We start from the raw sequence: 24594 nt of genomic DNA, 5'->3' as shown, positions 1-24594 counted from the left end.
ATCGCTTGTACTCGGTTTTTTTGTATCGAAATTATTTGAACTCCACTATAAAAGTCTCACAGCATTAACCTCGCTTGATGTATCACGTATACATCTAGTGAAAGTATTAGTATGTCGTTAGAGTGTGTTTGATCCTTTACAAGCAAGTATACATATCAGTATTTATTTTTTATCATCTGATGTGCTATTATCATTTAACGAATTATCGTGGGTTTAACAGTTTTGTCATTGCCATCCATAGCGACAGTTTGATGGCGGCGTGACAAACCTTGCAACTTCCAGCACGATGTAAAATAATTCTGGTAAAGCGCATGAGCCTGTACTCCGACATCCTCATTTGTGCCTAATTTATACTTTTTTGTCGGAGTTACAGGAGTCTTAAGGTGTTCAATCTCATGAGCCACGTTGCTAACCAATCCAAATATACCCGCCGTTACTATCCACATCATTTTTTGGCACAATATGCGATTAATCAGATAGACACGCTTGAGCTACGTTCGCAAGATATTGTCAAAAAAATGGGCTACCCACTAAAACATACCATTCCAGCTTGTGAGCGTCTGCGCCACGTATTGTCGAGCAGGTTTCTTGGGCTTGATGGTAGCTATATAGATAAGTACTTTACCGCTGATGAATTTTTAGTCAAGTTATTTGCAGTGATTGAGATGCCATATCAGCCATTTGCAGAAGATATATCTCAGATTAAATATGATTTAGCGCATTATCTCAATGCCGTACCTCAATATAGTTTACAAGCTGATATCGATTTTGAGTTCAGTGGCACAAACTGGATATCTCATGGCAATGCGGCGCGATTGGCTCATATACGCTTGCCTGATGATTTTTCCGAACTAAAAGAGGTAGCACGTACGTCTATAGTGAAAGAGAAAATCTATAAGCATCATCAGCAGTATGCGAGTGATTTGCCTTATAAAGGAGTGATTAAAGGCTATCGATTGATAGTTGAGAGAAATAATGGAGTGGTTAAGAGTATAGTGTATGGGCTGCCAAAATCTAGTGATGTGTGAATAAAAAGATTTTTCTAGAATAAGCGATATAGGATAAGCGATTTTTGCTCCATATGATATCTCTCAGTTGAGACTGAGTGCGTGGCCTAGGTATTAAAATAAAAAAGTCCCTATTCATTTTTGAATAGGGACTTTTTTAGGTTCAAATGATATGAGTTGAACGGTCACTTAAAAGTGATGAGTGTAGCCAAGCGTGTAAGTACGTCCTAGGCCTTTGTAATCAAACACTGATTTAGGTGCATAGCTACCATAATAGATCTGAGCTTGCTGTCCCCAAACGGTGGTGTAGTCTTTGTCGAGCAAGTTCTGAACGCCTAGACTAAACTCGCCTGAAGGCAAGAAGTAAGTGTAATCAAGATCAATGGTGGTATAGCCATCTAGCTCTTGCGTAGAGTCGCTGCTTGAGTCGTAGCCTGAGACATCACGCATCATATTCGCTTGTAGCTTAAGCGCTTGATTTTCATCTTCCCAGCGTGTCCACAAGCCGTATTTGGTTGGGCTGGTGTCAGTCACGACAGTGTCTTTATAGTCACCATCGACTTGCGTTTCGCTTTTGACCCAATGCGCTAGTGCGCCGATGCTCACATTGTCATTAATCGCATAGTCGCCCTTTGCTTCAATACCATACACACGCTTTTTATTATCACTTTGAGTGATCAGTAGGGTGCTACGATCATAGTCAATACTGCCATCTGATAGGCTATAGTAACCCGTCAGTTGACCCGTCAAGTTATTGTGACTGAACGAAGTACCTAACTCGTAGCTATCGGTTTTGATACCATCAAGCTCGGTACCTGAAACGTTAGAGCCGTTAACAAGCTCATAATAGTTGGCTGCATTTTTTGAGTAGATGCCTTGACCATAAAACTTAGCAGGATCAGGTAGCTCAAAGCCTTGTGAAAAGTTCGCAAAATAGCGTAAGTTGTCTGTAGGTTTATAATTGAGACCTAAATTAAATAAGCTAACATTATAGTCCGTGCTACCACCAGGGATTGCATCACCGCCAGTGGCATTGCCCAAGGCAATATCAGTCTGTACTGTGGTAGAGACAAAGTCATCAATTTTATTATTCAGGTGTTGATAGCGCATACCAGCAGTCGCGCTTAGTGTATTGGTTAGCTCATAATCGCCTTGAATGAACCCCGCGATAGAGTCTACCTCAGTACCAGGGTAGCGTCCGATAGTTGCAAACTCATCATTGACCAAGCCACCAGTAGCTAGACTTGTGCTTTGATTGAATATCATTTGATTGCTATCCAGTTTGTCTTGATAGCCGTCGATACCATAAGTTAGTTTGAGTTTATCAGTCCAGTCCTTGCTCAATGCGAGACGTGCTGAAGTCACATCAGTTGACTGCTCTGAAGCGGCAAAATAGGTACCATAAATAAAGGGAATAAAACTCAGCTCTTCGGTACGATGTGATAGCTGAGCATATACTTCATGACCGAATAAGTCAGTATTGTGGTAATTGGCATTGTACTGCTGACGTTCCGTACTGGCTTGTCGATCACTCTCAAAACCATCACTAATCTCGGCACCGAATGGATAAGTGGTTAGATCATACTGAATACCGTAATCCGTATCTTGCTCACTCTTATAGTACTGTGCTGACAAGTCTAAAGTTTGCTGGTCATCAATCTGTAGTTGTGTGCTGGCTAAGATATCAATGGTCTCATTGTCCTGCAACGAACCCTGAGTGGTATCGGGAACGAGTATCTGACCGCTGCCGTCAAAGAAAGAACCAGTTTGTTCGTAGGTAACGGCTAGATTACCTTTGACCGTTTCTGTACCGCCACCGATAGAAGCGTGACCTTTATAAGAGATGTCGTCTTCGTCTTGGAAGCCTGAAGTTGCCTGTATAGAAGTGGTAACTTGTGGCTCACCAGATTGTGCTTTTTTAGTCTTAATGTTGATAATACCGCCTGTAGCGCCGCCGCCATACACCGCTGATGCACCAGATAGTACCTCGATACTTTCGATGTTTTCCATACTGATTGAGTCTAAATAACGACTGATAGCACGTGAGGAATTCAGTGACACACCATCAATCATCACCTGCATGTCACGTCCACGCAAGTTCTGACCTGCACTCGTGCGTCCGCCGCTACCCAAATCGAGAGAGGGTACTTCTTGAGCGATAAAATCACCTAGACGCTTACCAGTACGGGCAGCTTCATCGACTTTGTACTCATCGATATACCAGACAGTCGCTGGAATATCAGAAATAGCCTTTGGCGTTTGATTGGCGACGACAACGATAGGCTCAAGCGTCGTACTAGGCTGAGCGCTTGCGTCAGTATCAATGGCTGTATCAGCAAATGCTGGGCTGAACTGCACTAATGTGCCTACGGCCAGATATATAGGGGCTTTTTTAGAGGTCTTCACAGTAGTCAAAATTGCACTATACAAACGAGAGTAGGGTAAAGCATAAGAGGAAGTATGATGCTTAGACATAAGGACAAAACCGTATAGTAAATGAGAATTGTTAATGATACCTTTATCATTAAAACATGTCTATAAGTTATCTTTTGGTAAGCAAGATTAGCTATATGTTTGCGAAGATTGCATTCGTTTAAGAGAGTGAAAAACAAAAAAACTGCCAAACATTTTTAGGATTTGGCAGTTTCTATATTATGGTGAAGCGAATTATAGTAGAACGAATAAGTATTTAGTGACGTTATAACCTAAAAGGCACCGCTGAGTCCGACAAACAAGCTCGTTGACTCATCATCATCGCCTTGTGAGTGACTAATACCAGCATTGGCATTTAACAGACCGAAGCTTTTAGATAGCCCAAGCGTCATGCCGAGGCTATCATCGTCAGTATCTACCATCGGTGTGCTAAAGCTAATATTAGATAGGGTGTTTAAACGTGCGGTTACCGCTTCACGATTGTCGCTCAGCTGTTTTTGATAATGAATATCACCAAATAGGTTCAGGCTTTCCATTAAGTTATGATTGGCTTTAACCCCAAGCTTGCCATAGGTTGTCGTATACTTTTGTTCATCGAACTGCATGGCGATGCCAGAGCTTTCCTGTTCTTCAAGTTTACCAATCTTTACACGATTAGCGGTTGCACCAAGATAAGGAGTGATAGCCACGCTGCTGACTTGCATTGGGTAGCCCGCCTGCACGTTGGCATAAAACCGTTTACCATCAGCATTGGATTTAAATTCTTGCTGATAGTTGCCGAGCGTGACGGCACGTGTGACATCCACATCCATATTACCAAAACCAACGGCACCATTAATCTGTATGCCACCAAAATTGTCTAGCGTATTGCTGTGATAAACACCCAAGCCGACTTCATCCAGTTCAATATTGCTTAAGCCAGTAGAAACGCCTGAGTCCTCAAATTGATTTTGAGTAATATTACCATATATGCCTGTGACTGCATTTGCTGAATTGGGATGAGAAAAATCGACACCCAATAATACTTGTGCGTTGCCCTCGTCTTCAAACCCTGCAATGTCTTGGTTTTCAATTTCACCGACTGCCCATAATGTGCGGGCAGGTTTTTGCTCGCTGCTTTGGATTTGATTGATGTGTGATTGCACACGCTCATTGGTTGCCAGTCCTGTGGTGGTCGCGATATGTGGTAATACACCGATTAAGCTAGGAGCTGTGACGACGGCATTGGCATAGTCAGCGATTACTTGGTGGGCATTGCCTGTTGGATGGATACCGTCAGCGAAAAAGTAGGTTTCATTGGCGTCTGGAGTGGCTAAGTCGCTTGATCCACAGGTTAGCGAGCTGTCTGTACTACAGGCTGCTGTCGTAATATTAGTAAAACCAAAGGCCGTAGGGTTGGCAGCGACTTCTTGTAGTAAGCTAAAGGTGTCCAGTGGTATAATATTTGCGCCTGTATTTTGAGCGCCGATATACATGGACTGGTTATATAAGTTGGTGATATAAGTACTTTGCGCTTGTGCCACTGCACCTTGTTCGATGGCCCTAGGTGTAAGACCAACATCAGGAACATTCGGTACTAAGATATAGTTTGCACCACTGCTTTTTAGAGTGCCAATAGTGTCAACTTGACTGTTTACTGCTGATGTAATGATAGTTTCAGCATTATCTGGATCTTCTGCTGCGGCAAGTAAGTCATTTGCACCTGCCCAAACCACATAGAGCCCATCAGGATCTATTTTATTATTGGCAATATAGCTATTTACCTGACTATTGGCAGAAGCCACTGGAATACCAAAAGCCGTGACGTCTTCGCCCGCTCTCGCACCGCCAATGGCATAATTGTTACCCGTCTGGCTACCGTCATAAGTATTGGCGACAGCGGTGGTTCCCAGTTGCTCGGCGAATGAGGTCGCCCATGTGTTGTCAGGGTTGGTCGTAAACTGCCCTGATTCTTCTAGGCCAAAGATACCTTGGGTAAGAGGGCTGAAATAACCACCATCGGTTAAGCTGTCACCAAAAAAGGTCACGCTACTATAATCATTAGCATGAGCCAATCCTGCTGTGCAAAGTGTGACTGCTAGCATGCTTTTAGTAAGGGTTTTTAGAATAGAGGGATTAACAATAGTACGAGTTGTATGATAAGACATATCGACTTCCTTGTCGTAAATATGGCGAGATTATAACTCGATTGTAACGATTTTTTAAAATCCTAGCAATCTATTTGACTGTATAGTCCTGTGTTAGGTCACGAGTGCTCTTTAACTTTGGAGTAAGTGTGATGCTTGTCTATTAAGCTATATTTGCTGCAAGATTGATGTTGGACTATCATGGTCTCACACTTATGTGAGTTATCGATATCGCAAGTAGCCGCTTCGTCGATAATGATTTATGATGAATCGACATTATGGATTATTTATATAAAAGCAAATCATGATTTTTATTAGCAACACCATCAGTCTTAACGACCACGAAGTAGAGATTAGCGCCATACGTGCACAAGGTGCTGGCGGGCAAAATGTCAACAAAGTCTCTTCTGCGATTCATTTACGTTTTGATATAAAAACTTCCAGTCTTAGCGCTCTACAAAAGGAGCGGTTATTGGCCAATACTGATAACCGCATTAGTAAAGAAGGCGTGTTTGTGCTGAAAGCGCAGCAGTTTCGCACACAAGAAAGAAATAGGGCAGATGCTATCGAGCGCTTACAACAATTTATTATACAAGCCACTTATATCAGCAAAAATCGCAAACCTACCAAACCGAGCAGAAATGCTAAACGTAAACGTATGGACAAAAAAACGCAGCGGGGTAAAACCAAGGCGCTGCGAGGTAAAGTAGACTTTTAGCACGTTATAAATACTGCTATTTTGAGTCGATTACATATCTAAAATTGTCTGAATAAGAGACAATAGCTCTATAGATGCTGAACAAGTATCAAATAACGCTAATCTAAATAAAAAGGCCGTTCTGAATGACCAATGATAACCCGTATAACTTTTTACCTTTACAGCCTACTGGTAGGAATGAGACTAATACTGCTAATACTTATGCACCTGAAGACATGATTAAAATATATGAGCAGCAATGTCTAATACAAGTGTCCGAAGATAAACTGACTGAGTTTTTACCAGCACTAAAAAGTTTCTACGACATTGATGATAATACGTTAGATATCAGCGCCATTATTTTTGATGCAATCTCTGATGCTTGTATCATTTATAACCATAAAATCAAAACAGGCGACTATCAAATACTAGGTGAGCTGATAGAAGAGGTCATTGAGTATGATGAGGAGGCTACAGATAAAGAAGGTGCTGAAGATAAAGATATTCAAGCCTATACATTAGAGTGTCAGCGTAATTTTCTCATTAATGATATAAAAATGGCTTATCATTTCAATCTATTTATTTATGGTGATGGCTACTCTACTTTGACCAAACAAGAGACTCTACTAGAAAAAATGTATTGGTTCGTCAGAGGAAGGTTCGAAGAGCATTTATTAGATGACTCTGAAGACAGTGAGAGCTTAGAGTCTATCAATAAGCAGCTAGCCGACCTCGGCATTCAAGCGATGGATCTAACCACGATAGAACAGATCATAAACTATGTAGAAGACAACATCATAGATGATGCAATGGTAGACACGTTTAACAAGTTATTGGATGATGCGGAGTAACATTCCCATTTTGTGTAGAGTTGATGTTAAATAGCATGGACATACGATAGGGTGATGGGTATAGATTTTTCTTATTTATTGATGTCTTAAAATTTTTGTAAACTCTCTAATAGAGAGGTTTTAAAAAGCTCTCCATGAGATTGATCATAGAATTGATAGCGACAGTTTTGCTGAAAATCGTGACAGAGCTGCTCCGCAAAATCTTGTTTATTTGGCGTATTGGGAGCCATTGCTGAATGATTTTGACGCGTCTCTATATTGGACTGTTGCTCTGCTGTCTGACTAAAAGTCAGTCTGAGCCGTTTGTTTTCATAGATATCTGAACGCTGTGCTTCAGGTGAGCTTTGATATGCCTTCCAATATCTTAGCATTTCCCCATCTTGCCACCATAGCGAAGGATCTGCACTGAAATACTGTTGGTAAGATTCTGGATGCTCTAACAAATTATACAATACGAACAAGCCACCATAAGAATGTCCCCAAAGTCCCTCTTGGTCAGGCTTTCCCTCCAGTTGCAGATATACCCATGGTTTGATTTTTTGTTCAATCAGTTGAGAGAAATTTTCAGCACCGCCATTTAATCGTTCTCTCCCTTTTTCTTGAAACACATTTCGTTGCTCTCTCTGAGCCAATAATGGTGGTGTGTAATCATATGCTCTGGCATCGACATCGAAGCGGTAAGGCATTTGATAACCAATAAAAACCAAAGCAGGTGCATTGTTTTGCGGCGTAACATTTGATAATGAGAGCATGGTGTCTTTTGTTAAATCACCAATGGCGGCATTTCCATCGAGTATATAGAGCACTCTGGTAGAGTGGCTAACGGCATTATTAGTAGTCTGCTGATTTATATACTGCTTGGGAATAGCCAACCATACTCGATAATGACGAGGACTGGCATAAGGTTTTATGGTAGTTGAACTACCTTCTCTAAAAGAGGATGATTTGGGTGCAGGTGCACTAAAGTCATGATATACAAAGTGATAGCCAGTGTCTTTGGCATGCAATAAACTCATATCTACAGGCGTGGTCAAGTCGGGTCGGGCATAACTTGGCGACATGACTGTTCCTATAGCTATAATTGTTATTATCGACAGATATCTCTTAAATACCGACATGATTTCCTTTTTTGAATATAGACTCATTTATCGTATTTTTATTGCTATTTCATCACGCATAAGAATGAGTGATTAATAAATATTGACAAAATGTTATAATTCAGTAAATATAATACAAATGATAATCATTATCAATATTGTATTTTTGATGTTATCAAATTTATCAAACTTTATATTATGAGAGCCCATTATGTCGTATTCAATGCAAGCAAATTTAGGCAAGAGTTTCTTATTATCTAAGCATTCTGTACTATCTATTGCCCTTTTATCTTTAGGGATTGCTGGTTGTCAAAATACAACGTTGTTATCGAGTAAAGATGCTATACCGCCGACGCACTCTGTGACTTCTACTATCATGCAAACAAAAAGCAACTATGCCGATATTCATTATTTAACTATTGATGGCCAAGATTATCCAGTTTCTGAAACTTCTGCTCGAATTGTTGTCAATAATGCGCAAAATGCACAAGAATTGATGGCAGATATTTTTGATGGAGAAGGAGATGTTGCAGTCCCAGGATACAAAGTTATGATAATCAATCGTACCAGCTCGGTGGCTGCTGAAGGGAGAAAACGTGACGATGGGAGTGTGATGGATAATAGAATGATTCACCGTGGTAGTAAATCTCTTGTGGGTATTCCTGTAGTAAATGGACAGGCAAAACTGGATCAGGCTCAATTGTTAAGCTTTGATATTATTTATGATGATGTGGCTAAAGACCTAGCAGCAGGAACAGTGGTAAAACCACGCGGTACGAAATTAACCAAACCTAATATTCCTGTCACCAATAAAAACGTAGTCATAAACTCATTAACGTTGCCAAATATTGTTAGCGGCGAGCACGCAGGTGGTGGTGTTGATTTTGAAGCCAGTGCAGTGGTAGATGGTAAGGTTATCAAGACGGGTGCCAACAGCGCTTTTAATATCTTTTATACTGTGACGTCGGATAAGGCTAGAGGGTTATAAGTATTTATGACATGGCGCTATTATTGAATGAGTAAAACTTCTACAAGCGAAATCTGTATAGATAAAGCTTCTACAAAAAAAACACTTATGAGCGACCACGGCTTAAGTGATAAACAGACTCACCATGTACTGCTAACCTTATTACTTGGCGGTACTGTGGTGAGTTTTAGTAATAGTGCCCTCAATCCTGCCATTCCTGTTTTTATGTCGGTGTTTGATGTCGATATTGTGATAGTGGGTTGGGTGCTAAACGCCTATGTGCTAGCCATGAGTGTGGGGCTGATGCTGAGTGGTTACTTGAATAAAAGATTGCCGTTCAAATCCGTTTATTTGGTAGCTATTGTCGGGTTTATGTTGGGGTCGGTGATTGGTATGCTAGCCACTAGCATGGGGTATGTAATTGCTGCTAGAACAGTACAGGGATTTAGCGGCGGCCTAATTATCCCTTTGTCTATCGGCATGCTTTATCAGATCTACCCGCAACAGCGACAGGGAAGAGTGATGGCATTGTGGGGCATTGTTATTATGATGTCATTGGCATTTGGCCCACTGATTGGCGCGTATTTGGTCGAGCAGTTTGCATGGTGGACTTTGTTTGCCATCACATTGCCATTGAGTGTGGCAGTGGTGATCATGGTTTGGCTGTTTTTGCCTAATATTCGCTCCCAAACGGCAAGTAGCTCCTTTGATAGCATTGGTTTTGTCAGCTTGCTGATTTGGCTACTGGCTATGATGTTATGGTTGAGCACGCTAGAAGTGAATTTTAGTTCTAGTATCGTCAGTATTTTATCACTGGTATTGGTATCGGCGATATTTTTACTGTCTGCAGTGGCTTGGTGGATATATGAGAGCCGTCACAGCCATCCATTGCTTAACGTCAGATTATTTAGTAATAAAATATACTTACATAGCAATATTATTAGTATTACCCAAACAGTAGGGCTGATGATATGTCTGTTGCTATTGCCAGTATTGATTCAAACCCCCATATCAACAACATCACCTAAGAAAATTAGACTTCATAATCTAGCCTTATACACTATATGAATAATAGCATTCAGAGCCTTTCGACTTATCAAAATAAAATAGACCTATAGTAGGTCTACATATTATTAATATTTTGAACACTAGGATATTGAGGTGTATGCTACTTAGCAATCAATAATCCTACAGTAACTTCAAAACAATACTCATCTTTGTTAGTGATATTGACCGTCCCTTTATGAGCATTAGCAATAGCCTGAACGATAGATAAACCCAAACCTGATCCTGAATGGTGCTGGCTAGTTTTATCATGACGATAAAAGCGCTCAAACAATCGATCTGCTTCGCTTTGGTTTAGAGGTTTTTCTAGAAGGTTAGTAAAAGTTATCTCTAGCCAAGATTGCTTCGCGGTTTGAGTGTTACTTTGATCGTCTTCAAGCATCTTATAATTATTAACGGAAGTATTTGGAGTGTTGACAGTGGCTGATATTGTGACGACGCTATTACTAGCGGCGTAGTAGATCGCGTTTGATAGCAGATTAGCAAATAGCCTTTGTAATAAACCTTCATCGCCTAATACTGCCTTAAAATCTCCTAATTTTACAAAAGTTATTTTACGATCCTCGGCAATCATTTCAAAGTAATCTAACAGCTTATTGATTAGGACCTCAGTATCTACAGTAGTCACTTGCGAATCACTCAGTCCTTTTTGGGTTTTTGCTAGCAGTAGCATGTTGTTAATCATCGCCGATAATTGCTCTAAGGTGTCATGTTGCTGATGTAATTGTTCGACATATTCCTCTTCCTCTCTAGGCTTATTTAACATGACTTGCGTTTGCGTAATCAGCGTCGCTATTGGCGTGCGTAGCTCATGCGCGATATTGTCTGAAAATCGCGACAACGACTCAAAATTGCTTTCAAGCTTAGCCATCATCGAGTTATAGGATTCTGCTAAAGGTCTTAGCTCTAATGGCATATCACTAACTATTACTCTTTCGCTCAATCTTTCAGGATGAATACCTTTCATCCTTTGCACGATAGTGGATAAAGGGGCAAAACCCCAATACACGCTTAAGGCTGCTATTGAAACCAACAGTAGTGTGATGGCAAATAGGATCAGACTAAGTTGACGGTTAAACTGTAATAAATACTGATGATGCACGTCAATGGGTAAGGCGATAAGGGCAAGCATGTCATCGTCTCCAATAACCATAGCTCGATAACGTCTGTCTTTAATATTTATTACAAACTGTCTGTCATCATGATTTTGCTGTAATGATAATAGGTTAAAGTCGGCACTTAATTCATTAGCAAAGTTTTTGGGAGTACTAGATAGCAATCGCCCCTCTTTATCAGCAATGATAGTTTTTAGATCGTAATCTAGCGCTGATGAATGCAGGTGATCATCATTTTCTGTGGCTATTGTAGGAAGTAGATTTGAAGCAGCTTTCGAGCTTAGCGGTTGTTGAGTGTTTGATGGACTTTGAGGCTTAGGTAGTGTCTGAGAGGCTATTTGGTTATCCGCCTCTGTTACGCGCTTACGTAGATTAAAGGCTGCGTGGGTAATGATTTCAGCATCCATTTGCTCAAAATGGCCTTTAACAGAGTGCTGTACCCAGATATAGATTATCAACTGCGATAAAACGACAAATATCGTCAATAAAAACATAGTTCGCCATAGTAAGGGTAAGCGTCGATTGTCCAATCTATTTATCATATTGGCTATCTTCCGTTTCGCTGGCAGCTTTATTACTAGCTGAAACGTCGACAGCATCTAATCGGTAGCCCATGCCACGCACAGTATGAATTAGCTTGGTATCAAACTCATCGTCTATTTTTATACGCAGACGTCTTATTGCCACATCAATCACATTAGTATCGTTATCAAAGTTCATATCCCATACTTGTGAAGCAATGATTGAGCGTGGTAATACTTCACCGCGGCGCTCTAATAGAAACTGTAATAGGGAGAACTCTTTTGCGGTTAGTTTAATGGGCGTGTCTCCTCTATGTACAGTGCGCTTGGCAATGTCCATTTTGAGATCCGCTATTTGCATGAGCGTACTTTTATAGTCGGCTTGATTGGCGCGTCGTAATAAGCTTTTTATCCTGACTATTAACTCTGCAAAGGCAAAAGGTTTGGTCAGATAATCATCACCGCCAATCTCAATCCCCTTGATTTTGTCATCTAAATCATCTTTTGCGGTTAGAAATAACACTGGCGTATGCTTGCCAGCCGCTCGGTAATTACGTACTAGCTCAAAACCGCTAACATCAGGCAGCATAACATCCATGAGTATCACGCTAAACTCTTCAGTCATCATAGCATGGTAGCCATCTAAACCTGTCAGCTGATGATCAACAATGAAGCCTGCTTCACTTAAGCCTTTTTTTACATATTCGCCGAGTTTTAATTCATCTTCTACTAGTAGTACTTTCATAGTAATCCTTCAATATAATTATGATTTTATAATACCCAAATCAATATAAATGACAAAACGGACTGGTATCTGACAAAGATGTCATGCGCTCGTCATCAAATGGTCAGTCTTCGTTTGTTAATCTATACCTATAGTACATAGCGGCTCATTCTTGATACGAGTAGCTACTATGAATTATTACTACAGGTAATTAGTTTCAATATTTAATAATTTATTAAGGATGTTATATGAAAAGCTATCGTTCATTCAAAAAAGTGGTGCTGCTATCCGCTTCGATGCTTATCGGTATATCAGCAGCTAATGCGCATACTACCAATCTAAGCACTTCAATTATCGATAATTGCGATAACTTAACTACGTTTGCCAGAAATCTAGATCACAATAACGCGCAGATGTCTGATGCTCAAATGAAAAGCTATGTTGATGCACGAGTCGCTTGCCAAGTTCAGCATCAAGATCAACATCTGCAGTCTGAAAAGTATTTTATAAAAAAATATGGTAGCGATCGTGATAGAAATGCTGATGCCATACTAAATGAATACGTGCAGCATTAAAATATAAAAGTAGCAAGATGACAATATTGTCATCTTGCTGTCATCTCTCTGTCAGAATCAATAAGTTATGCTTTAGACTGAATTAATATCCTAAAGCTTTATGTACCCTCAACTAAATCAATTAAGGATTAACCATGTCACTCTTTAAATCAAAGTCTTTACCTAAAGCAATCGTAGCCACTGCCGTCGCTCTAGTCGTTTCAACCTCAGCTCTAGCACATGATCCTAAAATGCACGCTGAAAAAGATCAGATGAACTGTGAAAAAATGGAAAAGCATATGCAAATGATGCAAAAAATGGATCATAGCAAAATGGATATGAACGATCCCGCCATGAAAGCGATGATGGCTAACATGGGTAAAATGAAACAAATGTATCAAAAGCACTGCGTAACAGATAAAAGTGACTCTTAAACATTGATTTTATAAATCCTTTATTACTGCTAGATAGTTTCATCAATCAGTAATAAGGGTTTGTAGGAAATATTTGTAGACGCTAAGAGTAGGGTATTAAAGAAAATGAATTTTAGGATAAACCCATGAAGTTTTTACTAGGAGTACTTTTCACTGTCGTGGTCGCTATTGTTGGTGTCTTTACTGTGGTTATGAGTGGTGTCATTAATATTGGCGCTGATCAAGGACATAGTCCATTGGTTTATAATTTCTTGGAGACGGCTCGCACCCGTTCAATAGCCTACGCTAGCAAGGACATTATTGTTCCAGATTTAGAAAAAGTAGAGATGATTAGCTCAGGCGGTGCCGATTACAAAGATATGTGCGCAGGCTGCCATTTGTCTCCTGGGGTAGAGAGCACTGATTTTAGTGAGAGCCTATACCCTAAGCCACCTAATTTCACTAATGCGCAAGTAGTTGATCGTTATAAAACGGATGCAGGAGCTCAGCAAAGTTTTTGGGCGATTAAGCACGGTATTATGGCATCAGGCATGCCAGCATGGGGTGCTTCTCATGACGACGATAGAATGTGGGCAATGGTCGCTTTTATTAGATCACTACCTGAGTTAAATGAGAATCAGTATACCATGCTAACCACTAGACTGGATGATGACATGATGGATATGTCACTGAATAGCGACATGATGGATATGTCAGAAGGTGGAGCTGGAATGCAGCATTAATTCTTCCATATTCCTTTATAAAAGCGCAGTGCTAAATAGTGCTGCCTTTTGGGATTTAAACTTTGCCTATACTACACTTAGTTATAGGGTATAAATCTTTAGAAGGTTCAACAGATAAGCAGACGCTTAGGAGTAAGTTATGAGACGCTATATAAATATAATGGGCAATGGACATAAAAAGGTATCAGCTTCTGCTCTTTTACTAGTAGCAACGTCAACAGTAATGGCTTGTAGTCAGCCCGATACTAGTGTTTCAAATTCTACTCAAACTGAGCCAACGCTTGCCACCAAAAGTGCTCAAATAGAGCAACCACAACCGCAAATGATGTCTGTCAGTGCTAATTCAGGTACTGGGTCGACAATTCTACAAAACGTCTCGGCTACAGTTTACAAAGATGCTAATTGTGGCTGCTGCAAAGAATGGGTAGGCTATGCCGAAGGTCATGGTCTAAGCGCAACTGCGCAAGACGTTACAGATTTATCTTTATTTAAAGAGCGTTACGGTGTCCCGCAGCAAATGCGCTCTTGTCATACCACCGTCACTACTAATGGTTATGTTTTTGAAGGTCACGTTCCTGCCAAATACATGGCACAGTTTCTAGCCAATCCGCCAACTGATTCCATCGGTCTTGCGGTACCGAGTATGCCAGTTGGTAGTCCGGGCATGGAATATCAAGATAAATTTATGCCCTATAAAGTCATTCAATTGAACAAGGATGGCAGCACTCAAGTGTATGCGGCTATTGAGTCGCCAGCGCAGCAGATGTAGTTCTATTAATAAGTTATCAGATATATAAGTTCAACTCTCATTTCATGGATTAACTTAGGTCAATATTATGAATAAAAACAGATTTAACCGCAGGCGTTTTTTGACAGGGTCATCCACCTTGCTCGGCGCGTCGATGCTATCCACACTACCGACGATGGCTAATAGTGCTTTAACTAAAAGCCAAAATGTCGTAGTCAATAGTGATAGAGCCGATCACATTGTACCTATACTAACGGGTAATGAATTTGATCTTTATGTCAGTGAGAAGATGATAACGGTCAACGGCAAGTCAAGCATGGCAACGCTGATAAATGACTCACTGCCTGCGCCAACGCTTAAGATGCAAGAAGGCGATACGGTCACCATTCGAGTCCATAATCAGCTGAATGAGTCGACCTCTATTCACTGGCATGGCCTCTTAGTGCCGTTTGAGATGGATGGCGTACCGGGTATCAGCTTTGATGGTATTCCTGCGGGTAGCACCTTCACGTACAAATTTAAACTGACACAGTCAGGCACTTATTGGTATCACTCGCATACTGGCTTCCAAGAGCAGACCGGTATGCGCGGGGCTATTGTGATTGAACCTAAAGGGCGCGAACGCTATCCTATCGAGGAAGATCACGTTATCCTGCTTAGTGATTGGACGCATCGCGATCCGCATAATCTGCTAAAACTACTTAAGCAGCGTGCTGACTTTGATAATTATCATCTGCCAGACTTTAAAAAGCTATTGTCCGATATTGCCGCTACGGATCTTGAGGCGGCTTATGATAAACGTAAAATGTGGAACCAGATGCGCATGATGCCGACTGATTTTACTGATTTATCTGGTGAGACCACGTTTACTTATCTTATGAATGGTAAAACGACAGCGGCGAATTGGTCGCAATTGGTCAAAACAGGTCAGCCGGTCAAACTACGCTTTATCAATGGCTCCGCGCAGACCATATTTGATGTGCGCATTCCAGGGCTCAAAATAAAAGTGGTCGGCACCGATGGTAATGATGTCGCGCCCGTTGATGTCGATGACTTCCGTATCGGTGTGGCTGAGACTTATGACGTCATCGTCACCCCAACCCGTGACGCGCATACCATATTTGCCCAAAACATCGATCGGTCAGGCTATGTTGCGACAACGCTTGCCACTAAAAGAGGCGCTCGCGCTGCCATACCTGCTATGGATGATGTTGAGTGGCTAACTATGTCCGATATGATGGGGGCTATGGGTGCTAATGGCTATGATGCCCGTCATGCTAAGACCGAATATGACTTTAAGACAGATATGCGCGTCGATAGTCCACGGATGAATCTCGATGATCCGGGTATTAATTTGCGTGATATTAATCGTAAGGTTTTAACCTATAACCAACTGCATTCTGTTGGCAATGAAATAATGGCCGAGCAGCGCAAGCCCACTCGAGAGATTGAAATACATCTAACCGGTAATATGGAGCGCTATATCTGGGCGTTAGACGGTATTATGTTTAAGGACGCATCGCCTGTTAATATCAAACCGGGCGAGCGTGTGCGTATTACCTTAGTCAATGACACTATGATGAACCACCCTATGCATCTGCATGGTATGTGGAGCGATTTGCGCACGCCTGATGGCGATTTTCAAGTTCGCAAACATACGATAATGGTGCAACCAGCTCAAAAAATTAGCTTTGATGTCACAGGAGAAGCTGGTCGATGGGCATGGCATTGTCATCTGCTCTATCATATGGAAGCCGGTATGTTCAGAGAAGTGGCGGTCGTTTAAGCAAATCTTTGGTTGATAGGTGAGAGATGAGATGAAAATACATAAAGTGGGTTTACGGTTCGCTGGGGTATCATCATTGGTATTACTAGCATCATCATTTGCTAATGCTGCTGACCCTGCCACTGCTAAAAAAGACATGACTATGTCAGATATGGACCATAGTAGTATGGACATGTCGGATATGGATCATAGCAAAATGGATATGTCTGGTATGGACATGTCGGATATGGATCACAGCAAAATGGATATGTCTGGTATGGGCATGTCGGATATGGATCATAGCAAAATGGATATGTCTGGTATGGACATGTCGGATATGGATCACAGTGGCATGGATATGTCAGGCATGGACCATGGCAGTATGGATATGTCAGGTATGCAAGGTGGTAAAGCTCCAGCTGATGCTCGCAGTCCTGACTATTCAAACGGTGTTCCCTATGGTCGCTTTGGTAAGCCTGTGATGATGGGTAGCTTACCGTTATGGGGCGTATCAGTAGACGATCTGGGCTATCAATTTGACGATGATCAAATCAATTATGAGTTTGATACGTGGTACGGTACAGACAGCAACCGCGTAACGCTACGTAGCGAAGGTAGTATCCAAACTAAAGATGATAAAGAAATTGATAGCTTAACCTCACTATCTTACTGGAAGCCACTTAGTATTTTTTGGAATGGGGAAGCCGGTGTTGCTTATGATACCGAAAATGATAAATCTGCCGTGATGGCTGGTATTGCAGGCACTGCACCTTACTTCATCGAAACCGATGCTAGAGCTTATTTATATACTGATGGGCAAGTTCGTCTAGATCTAGGTGCGGAGTATGAGTGGCGCTTAGATCAACATTGGGTAGTGATTCCAGAAGTAGAGCTGACGGCATTTAGCAAAGATGATACAGATAACCATATTACTAAAGGCTTTAATGAGTTTGGGGCTGACGTTAGGCTTACTTACGAGATGTTAAGTCGTCAGCTCGCGCCTTATGTGGGTATCAGCTATGAGACCGCTTTAGGCAACGCAAGAGATTTGCGACGTCAAGAAGACGAAGCTGTTGATTCTAATAGTCTGACTGCTGGTGTGATGTTTTGGTTCTAAGATTGTACATTGTGAGTTGATAAAGGAATTAATAACATATTTTTATAGGGGGATAATATGAATAACAACAAAAATCAGATGAATCCATATGTGAAATTTACCCTAATGATTTTAACATCCACAGTGGTGATGTTTATCATGATGTATTTTAACACCTATCAGTGGGATCATATTTACTTTAGTGAAACCCGAGCTTATATGGCGCTGTATATGGGCGCGGTAATGGCAATTATCATGCTCGCCTTTATGACCAATATGTATAAAAAAACCAAGATAAACTTGATGGTTTATGGGGTTAGCGTAGTTTTATTTGCCTTTGGTCTTTGGGGCGTACGCTCTCAGCAAACGGTCGACCAAGTTGACTGGATGCAAGCGATGATTCCGCATCACTCCATTGCTATCTTAACTAGTGAGCGTGCTGATATTGAAGACCCACGTGTACGTCAATTGGCTGATGAAATTATCGAAGCCCAAAGACGTGAAATCGGTGAGATGCAGCAGCTGATTGATGACTTGGAGTAAGTACTAAAAAGTAAGGAGTAATTCTTGTGATGCATGGCATGATGAATGGATCAATGATGCAGGGTATGGGTTAGGGCATGATGATTATCTGCGTCGTCATCGCGCTATTGTTTCTCGCTCTATTAGTATTAGCTGTTATGGCTCTTTTTAAGTATTTGCGTAAACCAAATTAAGTTTTGATAGTTGCTTAAATCCTATACTTAGTTGTCAATAATTAATCTGTTAACACTAACATAATAATAATCATTAAATATTAAAGTTAGAAGTTAAAAGTAAGGGAGTAATAGACGATGTCAAAATCTGTAAAAGATGGTCAGTACGACAAAGTACCCAAAAATTATCAAGGTACAGTCTATATCTGCCCCATGCATCCTGAGGTTCGTGATGTTGAAGCTAGTGATTGTCCGATATGCGGCATGTTTCTTAAACATGAAGACGAAGTAGCTAACTCAAGCGATGATAAAGACAACCATACACAGGGTCACAGCGCCAATTCAACTAATAACAGCAACGCCGAAGCAAAAGTCATCGAGGGCAGCAATTACAATAAAGTGCCAGCAGATTATGATGGTACGATTTACATTTGTCCTATGCACTCCGAGGTTAGAGATACTGAAAAAAGCGACTGTCCAATATGCGGTATGTTTCTTAAACCTGAAAATGAGGTCGCTGGTTTAAGAGATGATCAAGCAAGCAACAATGAAGACATTCATGCGCATTGTCATGGAAATCATACTAAAAGCGGCGAAGTAAAATCAGTCAAAGGCGGCAAATACGACAAAGTGCCAGCAAATTATACTGGCACCGTCTATATCTGTCCTATGCATCCTGAAGTTAGAGACGTTGAAAATAGTGGCTGTCCGATATGCGGCATGGCGTTAGAACCCGAAACGGTAACGGTGGGTGAGGAAGATACGTCAGAGCTTGACGATATGACGCGGCGCTTTTGGATTTGTACCGTACTGACCATTCCGCTTTTTCTTTATGCCATGAGCGATATGGTCGGTATCAATCTGCATACTATTAGTGAGTACGATATCTCCTCACAAGTGGCGCAGTGGATACAATTAGCATTAGCAACGCCAGTGGTCATTTGGGGCGCGGCTCCATTCTTTGTACGCGGTTGGCAATCGATAAAAAGCCGCAATCTTAATATGTTCACTTTAATAGCCATAGGGGTTGGCGCCGCTTATGGGTTTAGTATTGTGGCTACCTTCTTCCCTGATATTTTCCCCGATAGCTTTAGAGATTCTGCAGGTCAAGTTGGGGTTTATTATGAAGCCGCCGCAGTTATTACTACCTTAGTGTTGTTAGGCCAAGTGTTGGAACTCAAAGCCAGAAGTCAAACCTCAGGTGCGATTCGAGCGCTACTTGAGCTGGCACCGCCAACCGCGAGACGAGTGGATGAGAGTGGCGCTGAGGTAGAAGTTGCTCTAGAAGAAGTGGTCAGTGGTGATAAACTGCGCGTCAAACCCGGTGAAAAACTTCCCGTAGATGGCATGGTCATTGAGGGTAGTAGTAATGTTGATGAGTCGATGGTCACCGGTGAGCCGCTTGCTGTCGCTAAAGTATCAGGCGATCCGGTTACGGGTGGCACCGTTAATGGTACTGGCACCTTATTAGTTGAAGCGGTCAATGTCGGTGACGACACGGTGTTATCCAAAATCGTCAAAATGGTCGCTGAAGCTCAACGTAGTCGTGCCCCAATACAAAAAATCGTTGATCAAGTCGCAGGTTGGTTCGTGCCGATTGTGCTTGTTTGCTCAATCCTAACTTTTATCGTTTGGGCCATCTTTGGCCCCGTTCCCGCCATGGCGTTTGCTATCGTTAACGCTATCGCCGTACTTATTATCGCTTGCCCTTGTGCGCTTGGATTGGCAACGCCTATGTCTATTATGGTCGGCACAGGCATGGGCGCGCAAAATGGCGTCCTTATCAAAAACGCTGAAGCGCTTGAGAGCATGGAAAAAGTCGATACTATCGTTGTTGACAAGACTGGCACATTAACCGCTGGTAAACCTGAGCTGACCGCGATCGAGGCGCTGGCAGGTCAAGATAAAGATGAGTTTTTGGCTCTCGTCGCCGCAGTAGAGACGGCTAGCGAACATCCTTTAGCAGAAGCTATCGTGAGAGCTGCTAAGGACAAGTCGCTTATTATCCCTAACGCTACGGACTTTAATTCAACGACGGGTGAGGGCGTACAAGCGCTAGTTAATGGCACGCAAGTCGCTATCGGTAACTCAAAACTGATGCAGAGCTTAAACAGTTTTGATAGTGAGTTATCAAGTAAAGCCGATATTCGTAGAAAAGAGGGCGAAACGGTGATGTTCGTCGCTATAGATGGCAAAGCGGCTGGGATAATATCAGTCGCTGACCCGATCAAGCCAAGCACCGCCGATGCGATAAAACTGCTCCATGGTGCCGGTTTAAAAGTCGTCATGCTAACGGGTGATAATGAAAAAACCGCGCAAGCGGTCGCTAATAAGTTAGGCATCGATGACGTCCATGCCGATGTCTCACCAGAAGATAAAAACCGTATCGTCAAAGAGATGCAAGATGGCGGCAAAATAGTGGCTATGGCGGGAGACGGTATCAATGATGCGCCAGCACTAGCGCAGGCGAATGTCGGTATCGCTATGGGTACGGGAACTGATGTGGCGATGGAGAGTGCTAGCGTGACTCTCGTCAAAGGCGATCTGATGGGTATAGCCAAAGCCCATAAGCTGAGCCGCTCAACGATGCGGAATATCAGACAGAATTTGTTTTTTGCCTTTATTTATAATGCCATCGGCGTACCCATTGCCGCAGGCGTGCTTTATCCTGCCTTTGGTTTACTACTAAGCCCGATGATAGCAGCAGCGGCGATGAGCTTATCGTCAGTATCGGTGATTGGTAATGCGCTTAGATTACGGCGGCTAGATTTGTAATGTAAATGTTATAAATTGACCACTAAAGCTAAAGCACAACGACGAGTATAGAGCATTTTAAAAACTAGGAATAAGGATAATATTATGGGTAGCTTTTCTATTACGCATTGGCTGATTTTATTAGTAGTCGTAGTAGTGGTGTTTGGTACTGCCAAGCTTAAAAATGCGGGTAAAGATTTAGGCGGTGCGGTAAAGGGCTTTAAAGAAGCGGTCAAAGATGAAGAAACTGAACATGCCTGCAAGAATCGAGCACTTAGCCATGAAACCACTACTTCAACTGTAAATAATGATTTAAATACTAACAGCTTAAGTACTAATAACCTAGATACTAATAGCCTAAATACTAGGGGCAGCACTCAGGCTGATGATTTAGAAGTTAGGCCTGTTATCGCTGATGATAACAACAAAGTGTAGAGCTTGAGGTATTTCGCTAACCGTATTTAATAATCTACTAACTAATATATTTGCCCATTATGTTTGATATTGGATTTTCCGAATTACTGTTATTTGGAGTCATCGCTTTAATTGTCTTGGGCCCAGAAAAACTACCACAAGCTGCACGTACCGCTGGGCAATGGTATGCCAAATTGCGTCGCACGATTTCAACCTTACAGTCTGATATAGAGTCTGAGCTTGATTTGGCTGAGACACGAAAACAGATGCAAGATGAGCTGGCAAAGATTCGTCAGACTGAGACAGACATGCGGCGTGAGTTAGCCGAGATGCGCGGTAGTATGGATAAGTTTGAAAACTCGCAAAACCAAAGCTTAGATACTTCCTATCAGTCAAACACTCCTCAGCAGCAAAATCATCAGCCAGATACTTCCTCTTCTTCAGCTATAGAGAAGGGGGATAAATGAGCTTATTTAAGCGCCAAAAAAGTCGCCAAAGAAAGTTAGCAAATACAGATGCTAAGGCGTCAGATGCTACCCATAATGTTGAGACTGATAATGTGCTGAATGTGCTTAGCGACATGCCTATTACTGAGCATTTGATTGAATTACGCAAGCATCTCATCAAAATATGCGTAGCCGTTTTGATCGTCTTCTTAGCATTGGTAGGGTTTTCGCGTGAGCTCTACAATCTTTTATCAGACCCTCTGGTTGCGCAGCTGCCTGCGAATTCGACTATGATTGCTACTGATATTACCTCGAACTTTATGGCACCTATTCGCTTGACGATTTTCGTTGCTGCCTTTGTAGTGATGCCGTATATTCTGTATCAAATTTGGTCATTTATAGCGCCTGGATTATATAAAAAAGAGAAAAAAATCACTATTCCAGTGCTGATATCTTCGATATTCCTATTTTATTCTGGTGTCGCTTTTGCCTACTTTGTGGTACTCAAAGGCGTATTGAAGTTCTTTATTTTATTCGCTCCGCAAAACGTTATACCTATGACCGATATCGACAGTTATTTAAGCTTTGCGCTAAAGTTATTTATGGTATTTGGACTCACTTTTGAGATTCCAGTGGTTACTTTATTATTGATAATGGTCGGTATCATATCCACTCAGAGTCTAGAGAGTAAGCGCCGATATATCATCGTCGGTTGTTTTGCTGTGTCAGCGGTAGTCACACCGCCCGATGGGGTGTCAATGCTATTGCTCGCGATTCCAATGTGGCTACTGTTCGAGTTAGGTTTGTTTTTAGCGAAAGTACTCATTAAAGAAGAGCGTAAAACCGTATAACCTTGCAAAGTAGCTAATTTATAAACTAGATATATTGCAAATTAAGTATCTTGCAAAATGACTATTTCGTAAAGTAACTATAAAAATAACCTTATCTTAAACATTTAAGACACTTTTTTTATTTTGGCTGTCCCCTAAACCCTATCAGTACATTCAACTTAGTAATGAGATTTAAATGGAATCCCTAATTAATAATAAAAACAAAACGAATGATAATCTGGCAAATCAGCTTAATCAAGAGTGCTATTGCCGTACTTTAGATCGTAAAGCGCTTAATAACAGCCTGCAAGATCAATTAGTAAACACAAGAGATAATCCACTAGGAGCCAATGAGCTTAATAAGCTGTTTTCAGCGACACCGGTGTTCGTCCCTAAGACAGAGATAGAAGCAATGGTGCGAATCATCGCAGCTATTGAGTCGACTGCTAGACTACCGTCATATCAACAGCAAGTACTGTCGTGGGCACCCAATATCGCGGCTTTCGATCCGGGGCCAATAGGGGCCTTTATGGGTTATGACTTTCACTTAGGGAGCGATGACCCCAAGCTTATTGAGATCAATACCAATGCTGGAGGCGCATTTTTAAACGTAGCACTTGCCCGCGCACAAAAACACTGCTGTCGCCCCTCAGAGCAAAGTGTTGCTACTACTAAAATGCTTGATGGGTTTGAAGAAGCGGTCGCTAATATGTTCATACAAGAATGGCAGCGACAATCGGCAACTAGCATGCCCAATCGCATTGCTATTGTGGATAATGAGCCCAAAAGCCAGTTCATGTATTTGGAGTTTCAGCTGGCCTGCCAACTACTTCAAGCTAAAGGCATTGATACCGTTATACTCGATCCGTCTGAGCTTAACTATGCTGATGGTGTACTGACAGCTCATAGCAAGCCCATTGATATGATCTATAATCGGTTAGTCGATTTCGCCTTTGAAAACCCCAACCACGCCGTGCTTAAAAGTGCCTATTTAGAGGGTGCGGTAGTAGTAACCCCCAATCCGCATGCCCATGCTATATTCGCTAATAAGCGCAACCTGACTTTACTATCCGATACGCAAACTTTGCAGTCGTGGGGACTAGGTGATGATGATGCAGAATATCTAAAAAAGTCAGTACCAACTACCAGAATGGTTACAAAAGAGGATGCAGCAGAATTATGGCGTACTCGGAGACAATTGTTTTTTAAGCCAGTAGCTGGTTATGGTAGTAAGGGCGTTTACCGTGGCAGCAAGATTACCCGCCGCGTATTCGAGACTATTTTAGATGAAAGCTATATTGCGCAGACCTTTATCCCTGCTACAGAGCGATCAATAAAGATTGATGATGTGGTGACGACTAGAAAGGTAGATATACGTCTTTATACCTATGCAGGACAGCTGCTACTAACTGCTGGGCGTATCTATCAAGGCCAAGCGACTAACTTTCGCACACCAGGGGGTGGCTTTGCGCCTGTTTTTCAAGTCTGAACATAGCATGAACATGTAGCTTTGGCTTCTTAAGTAACGTTTAC

Annotated in this window: 21 protein-coding genes and 1 pseudogene; 17 read left to right on the top strand and 5 right to left on the bottom strand. The window is 41.7% G+C overall.

Going from position 1 to position 24594, the window contains the following annotated elements; genetic code table 11:
- Positions 1–395 precede the first annotated feature (395 nt).
- The gene (locus ACT3RN_RS07690) at positions 396–1028 is read left to right on the top strand and encodes a hypothetical protein (protein WP_192520208.1); all 633 of its coding nucleotides are present in this window, start codon (positions 396–398) and stop codon (positions 1026–1028) included.
- 168 nt (positions 1029–1196) lie between these two features.
- Here ACT3RN_RS07690 and ACT3RN_RS07685 read toward each other — a convergent pair whose 3' ends face one another.
- Positions 1197–3482 (bottom strand): TonB-dependent receptor, encoded by a 2286-nt coding sequence (locus ACT3RN_RS07685; protein WP_192520207.1) that lies wholly within the window; start codon positions 3480–3482, stop codon positions 1197–1199.
- 230 nt (positions 3483–3712) lie between these two features.
- Entirely contained in the window at positions 3713–5587 is a 1875-nt protein-coding gene (locus ACT3RN_RS07680; protein ID WP_192992022.1) for an autotransporter domain-containing protein, read from the bottom strand.
- Positions 5588–5870: 283 nt separating this feature from the next.
- Between ACT3RN_RS07680 and arfB the strand changes: the two genes are divergently transcribed.
- Both arfB and ACT3RN_RS07670 read left to right on the top strand, forming a co-directional pair.
- The gene (gene arfB, locus ACT3RN_RS07675) at positions 5871–6284 is read left to right on the top strand and encodes an alternative ribosome rescue aminoacyl-tRNA hydrolase ArfB (protein ID WP_192992021.1); all 414 of its coding nucleotides are present in this window, start codon (positions 5871–5873) and stop codon (positions 6282–6284) included.
- 125 nt (positions 6285–6409) lie between these two features.
- Positions 6410–7114, top strand: a complete 705-nt coding sequence (locus ACT3RN_RS07670; protein WP_192992020.1) for a hypothetical protein — start codon at positions 6410–6412, stop codon at positions 7112–7114.
- Between the two features lie 86 nt (positions 7115–7200).
- Here ACT3RN_RS07670 and ACT3RN_RS07665 read toward each other — a convergent pair whose 3' ends face one another.
- The gene (locus ACT3RN_RS07665) at positions 7201–8175 is read right to left on the bottom strand and encodes an alpha/beta hydrolase (RefSeq protein WP_192992019.1); all 975 of its coding nucleotides are present in this window, start codon (positions 8173–8175) and stop codon (positions 7201–7203) included.
- Between the two features lie 247 nt (positions 8176–8422).
- On the opposite strand from ACT3RN_RS07665, the gene ACT3RN_RS07660 reads away from it, so the two are divergent.
- Both ACT3RN_RS07660 and ACT3RN_RS07655 read left to right on the top strand, forming a co-directional pair.
- Positions 8423–9199, top strand: coding sequence for a hypothetical protein (locus tag ACT3RN_RS07660; protein WP_192992018.1), 777 nt, complete (start codon positions 8423–8425; stop codon positions 9197–9199).
- 27 nt (positions 9200–9226) lie between these two features.
- Positions 9227–10246 (top strand): MFS transporter, encoded by a 1020-nt coding sequence (locus ACT3RN_RS07655; RefSeq protein ID WP_192992017.1) that lies wholly within the window; start codon positions 9227–9229, stop codon positions 10244–10246.
- Between the two features lie 100 nt (positions 10247–10346).
- Here the strand turns inward: ACT3RN_RS07655 and ACT3RN_RS07650 are convergent, their stop codons facing one another.
- Together ACT3RN_RS07650 and ACT3RN_RS07645 are read right to left on the bottom strand one after the other, a co-directional pair.
- A complete protein-coding gene (locus ACT3RN_RS07650) occupies positions 10347–11900 on the bottom strand; it encodes an ATP-binding protein (protein WP_192992016.1) in 1554 nt (517 codons plus the stop codon).
- Positions 11890–12624, bottom strand: coding sequence for a heavy metal response regulator transcription factor (locus tag ACT3RN_RS07645; protein WP_025645672.1), 735 nt, complete (start codon positions 12622–12624; stop codon positions 11890–11892). Before ACT3RN_RS07645 ends, ACT3RN_RS07650 begins: the two co-directional genes overlap by 11 nt.
- Positions 12625–12851: 227 nt before the next feature.
- Here ACT3RN_RS07645 and ACT3RN_RS07640 point away from each other — a divergent pair, with 227 nt between their 5' ends.
- From ACT3RN_RS07640 to ACT3RN_RS07585, 12 genes and pseudogenes are all read left to right on the top strand, one after another.
- Complete coding sequence (locus ACT3RN_RS07640; RefSeq protein ID WP_093068413.1) at positions 12852–13178, top strand: hypothetical protein; 327 nt, start codon at positions 12852–12854, stop codon at positions 13176–13178.
- Between the two features lie 134 nt (positions 13179–13312).
- Positions 13313–13591 carry a hypothetical protein gene (locus ACT3RN_RS07635; protein ID WP_192992015.1) on the top strand — a complete coding sequence of 93 codons (279 nt, stop codon included), beginning with the start codon at positions 13313–13315 and terminating at the stop codon, positions 13589–13591.
- A 125-nt stretch (positions 13592–13716) separates the two neighbouring features.
- Positions 13717–14313 carry a c-type cytochrome gene (locus tag ACT3RN_RS07630; RefSeq protein WP_025645677.1) on the top strand — a complete coding sequence of 199 codons (597 nt, stop codon included), beginning with the start codon at positions 13717–13719 and terminating at the stop codon, positions 14311–14313.
- 139 nt (positions 14314–14452) lie between these two features.
- Positions 14453–15082: a DUF411 domain-containing protein gene (locus ACT3RN_RS07625; protein ID WP_192992014.1), complete on the top strand. Its 630-nt coding sequence runs from the start codon at positions 14453–14455 to the stop codon at positions 15080–15082.
- A 67-nt stretch (positions 15083–15149) separates the two neighbouring features.
- A complete protein-coding gene (locus tag ACT3RN_RS07620) occupies positions 15150–16847 on the top strand; it encodes a copper resistance system multicopper oxidase (protein ID WP_192992013.1) in 1698 nt (565 codons plus the stop codon).
- A 31-nt stretch (positions 16848–16878) separates the two neighbouring features.
- A complete protein-coding gene (locus ACT3RN_RS07615; protein WP_442060714.1) occupies positions 16879–17943 on the top strand; it encodes a copper resistance protein B in 1065 nt (354 codons plus the stop codon).
- Between the two features lie 57 nt (positions 17944–18000).
- Entirely contained in the window at positions 18001–18465 is a 465-nt protein-coding gene (locus ACT3RN_RS07610) for a DUF305 domain-containing protein (protein ID WP_226945083.1), read from the top strand.
- 290 nt (positions 18466–18755) lie between these two features.
- Positions 18756–21392 carry a copper-transporting P-type ATPase gene (locus ACT3RN_RS07605; RefSeq protein WP_226945082.1) on the top strand — a complete coding sequence of 879 codons (2637 nt, stop codon included), beginning with the start codon at positions 18756–18758 and terminating at the stop codon, positions 21390–21392.
- A gap of 84 nt (positions 21393–21476) precedes the next feature.
- Positions 21477–21638: pseudogene (gene tatA, locus ACT3RN_RS07600) on the top strand (Sec-independent protein translocase subunit TatA); the annotation flags it as partial.
- A gap of 227 nt (positions 21639–21865) precedes the next feature.
- The gene (gene tatB / locus ACT3RN_RS07595) at positions 21866–22252 is read left to right on the top strand and encodes a Sec-independent protein translocase protein TatB (protein ID WP_192992010.1); all 387 of its coding nucleotides are present in this window, start codon (positions 21866–21868) and stop codon (positions 22250–22252) included.
- Positions 22249–23082, top strand: a complete 834-nt coding sequence (gene tatC, locus ACT3RN_RS07590; protein WP_025645697.1) for a twin-arginine translocase subunit TatC — start codon at positions 22249–22251, stop codon at positions 23080–23082. Before tatB ends, tatC begins: the two co-directional genes overlap by 4 nt.
- 175 nt (positions 23083–23257) lie before the next feature.
- Positions 23258–24550: a hypothetical protein gene (locus ACT3RN_RS07585; RefSeq protein WP_071001775.1), complete on the top strand. Its 1293-nt coding sequence runs from the start codon at positions 23258–23260 to the stop codon at positions 24548–24550.
- Positions 24551–24594: the final 44 nt, after the last annotated feature.

The organism is Psychrobacter sp. AOP5-GZ1-6, assembly GCF_052376345.1.
Taxonomy (GTDB): Bacteria; Pseudomonadota; Gammaproteobacteria; order Pseudomonadales; family Moraxellaceae; genus Psychrobacter.
This window is presented reverse-complemented; position numbering and strand designations above follow the sequence as displayed.

Bases quoted from the DNA above. Each gene is read 5' to 3' on its own strand.
- ACT3RN_RS07690 (WP_192520208.1), top strand. From the start codon at position 396: ATGAGCCACGTTGCTAACCAATCCAAATATACCCGCCGTTACTATCCA.
- ACT3RN_RS07685 (WP_192520207.1), bottom strand. From the start codon at position 3,482: ATGTCTAAGCATCATACTTCCTCTTATGCTTTACCCTACTCTCGTTTG.
- ACT3RN_RS07680 (WP_192992022.1), bottom strand. From the start codon at position 5,587: ATGTCTTATCATACAACTCGTACTATTGTTAATCCCTCTATTCTAAAA.
- arfB (WP_192992021.1), top strand. From the start codon at position 5,871: ATGATTTTTATTAGCAACACCATCAGTCTTAACGACCACGAAGTAGAG.
- ACT3RN_RS07670 (WP_192992020.1), top strand. From the start codon at position 6,410: ATGACCAATGATAACCCGTATAACTTTTTACCTTTACAGCCTACTGGT.
- ACT3RN_RS07665 (WP_192992019.1), bottom strand. From the start codon at position 8,175: ATGTCGCCAAGTTATGCCCGACCCGACTTGACCACGCCTGTAGATATG.
- ACT3RN_RS07660 (WP_192992018.1), top strand. From the start codon at position 8,423: ATGTCGTATTCAATGCAAGCAAATTTAGGCAAGAGTTTCTTATTATCT.
- ACT3RN_RS07655 (WP_192992017.1), top strand. From the start codon at position 9,227: ATGAGTAAAACTTCTACAAGCGAAATCTGTATAGATAAAGCTTCTACA.
- ACT3RN_RS07650 (WP_192992016.1), bottom strand. From the start codon at position 11,900: ATGATAAATAGATTGGACAATCGACGCTTACCCTTACTATGGCGAACT.
- ACT3RN_RS07645 (WP_025645672.1), bottom strand. From the start codon at position 12,624: ATGAAAGTACTACTAGTAGAAGATGAATTAAAACTCGGCGAATATGTA.
- ACT3RN_RS07640 (WP_093068413.1), top strand. From the start codon at position 12,852: ATGAAAAGCTATCGTTCATTCAAAAAAGTGGTGCTGCTATCCGCTTCG.
- ACT3RN_RS07635 (WP_192992015.1), top strand. From the start codon at position 13,313: ATGTCACTCTTTAAATCAAAGTCTTTACCTAAAGCAATCGTAGCCACT.
- ACT3RN_RS07630 (WP_025645677.1), top strand. From the start codon at position 13,717: ATGAAGTTTTTACTAGGAGTACTTTTCACTGTCGTGGTCGCTATTGTT.
- ACT3RN_RS07625 (WP_192992014.1), top strand. From the start codon at position 14,453: ATGAGACGCTATATAAATATAATGGGCAATGGACATAAAAAGGTATCA.
- ACT3RN_RS07620 (WP_192992013.1), top strand. From the start codon at position 15,150: ATGAATAAAAACAGATTTAACCGCAGGCGTTTTTTGACAGGGTCATCC.
- ACT3RN_RS07615 (WP_442060714.1), top strand. From the start codon at position 16,879: ATGAAAATACATAAAGTGGGTTTACGGTTCGCTGGGGTATCATCATTG.
- ACT3RN_RS07610 (WP_226945083.1), top strand. From the start codon at position 18,001: ATGAATAACAACAAAAATCAGATGAATCCATATGTGAAATTTACCCTA.
- ACT3RN_RS07605 (WP_226945082.1), top strand. From the start codon at position 18,756: ATGTCAAAATCTGTAAAAGATGGTCAGTACGACAAAGTACCCAAAAAT.
- tatB (WP_192992010.1), top strand. From the start codon at position 21,866: ATGTTTGATATTGGATTTTCCGAATTACTGTTATTTGGAGTCATCGCT.
- tatC (WP_025645697.1), top strand. From the start codon at position 22,249: ATGAGCTTATTTAAGCGCCAAAAAAGTCGCCAAAGAAAGTTAGCAAAT.
- ACT3RN_RS07585 (WP_071001775.1), top strand. From the start codon at position 23,258: ATGGAATCCCTAATTAATAATAAAAACAAAACGAATGATAATCTGGCA.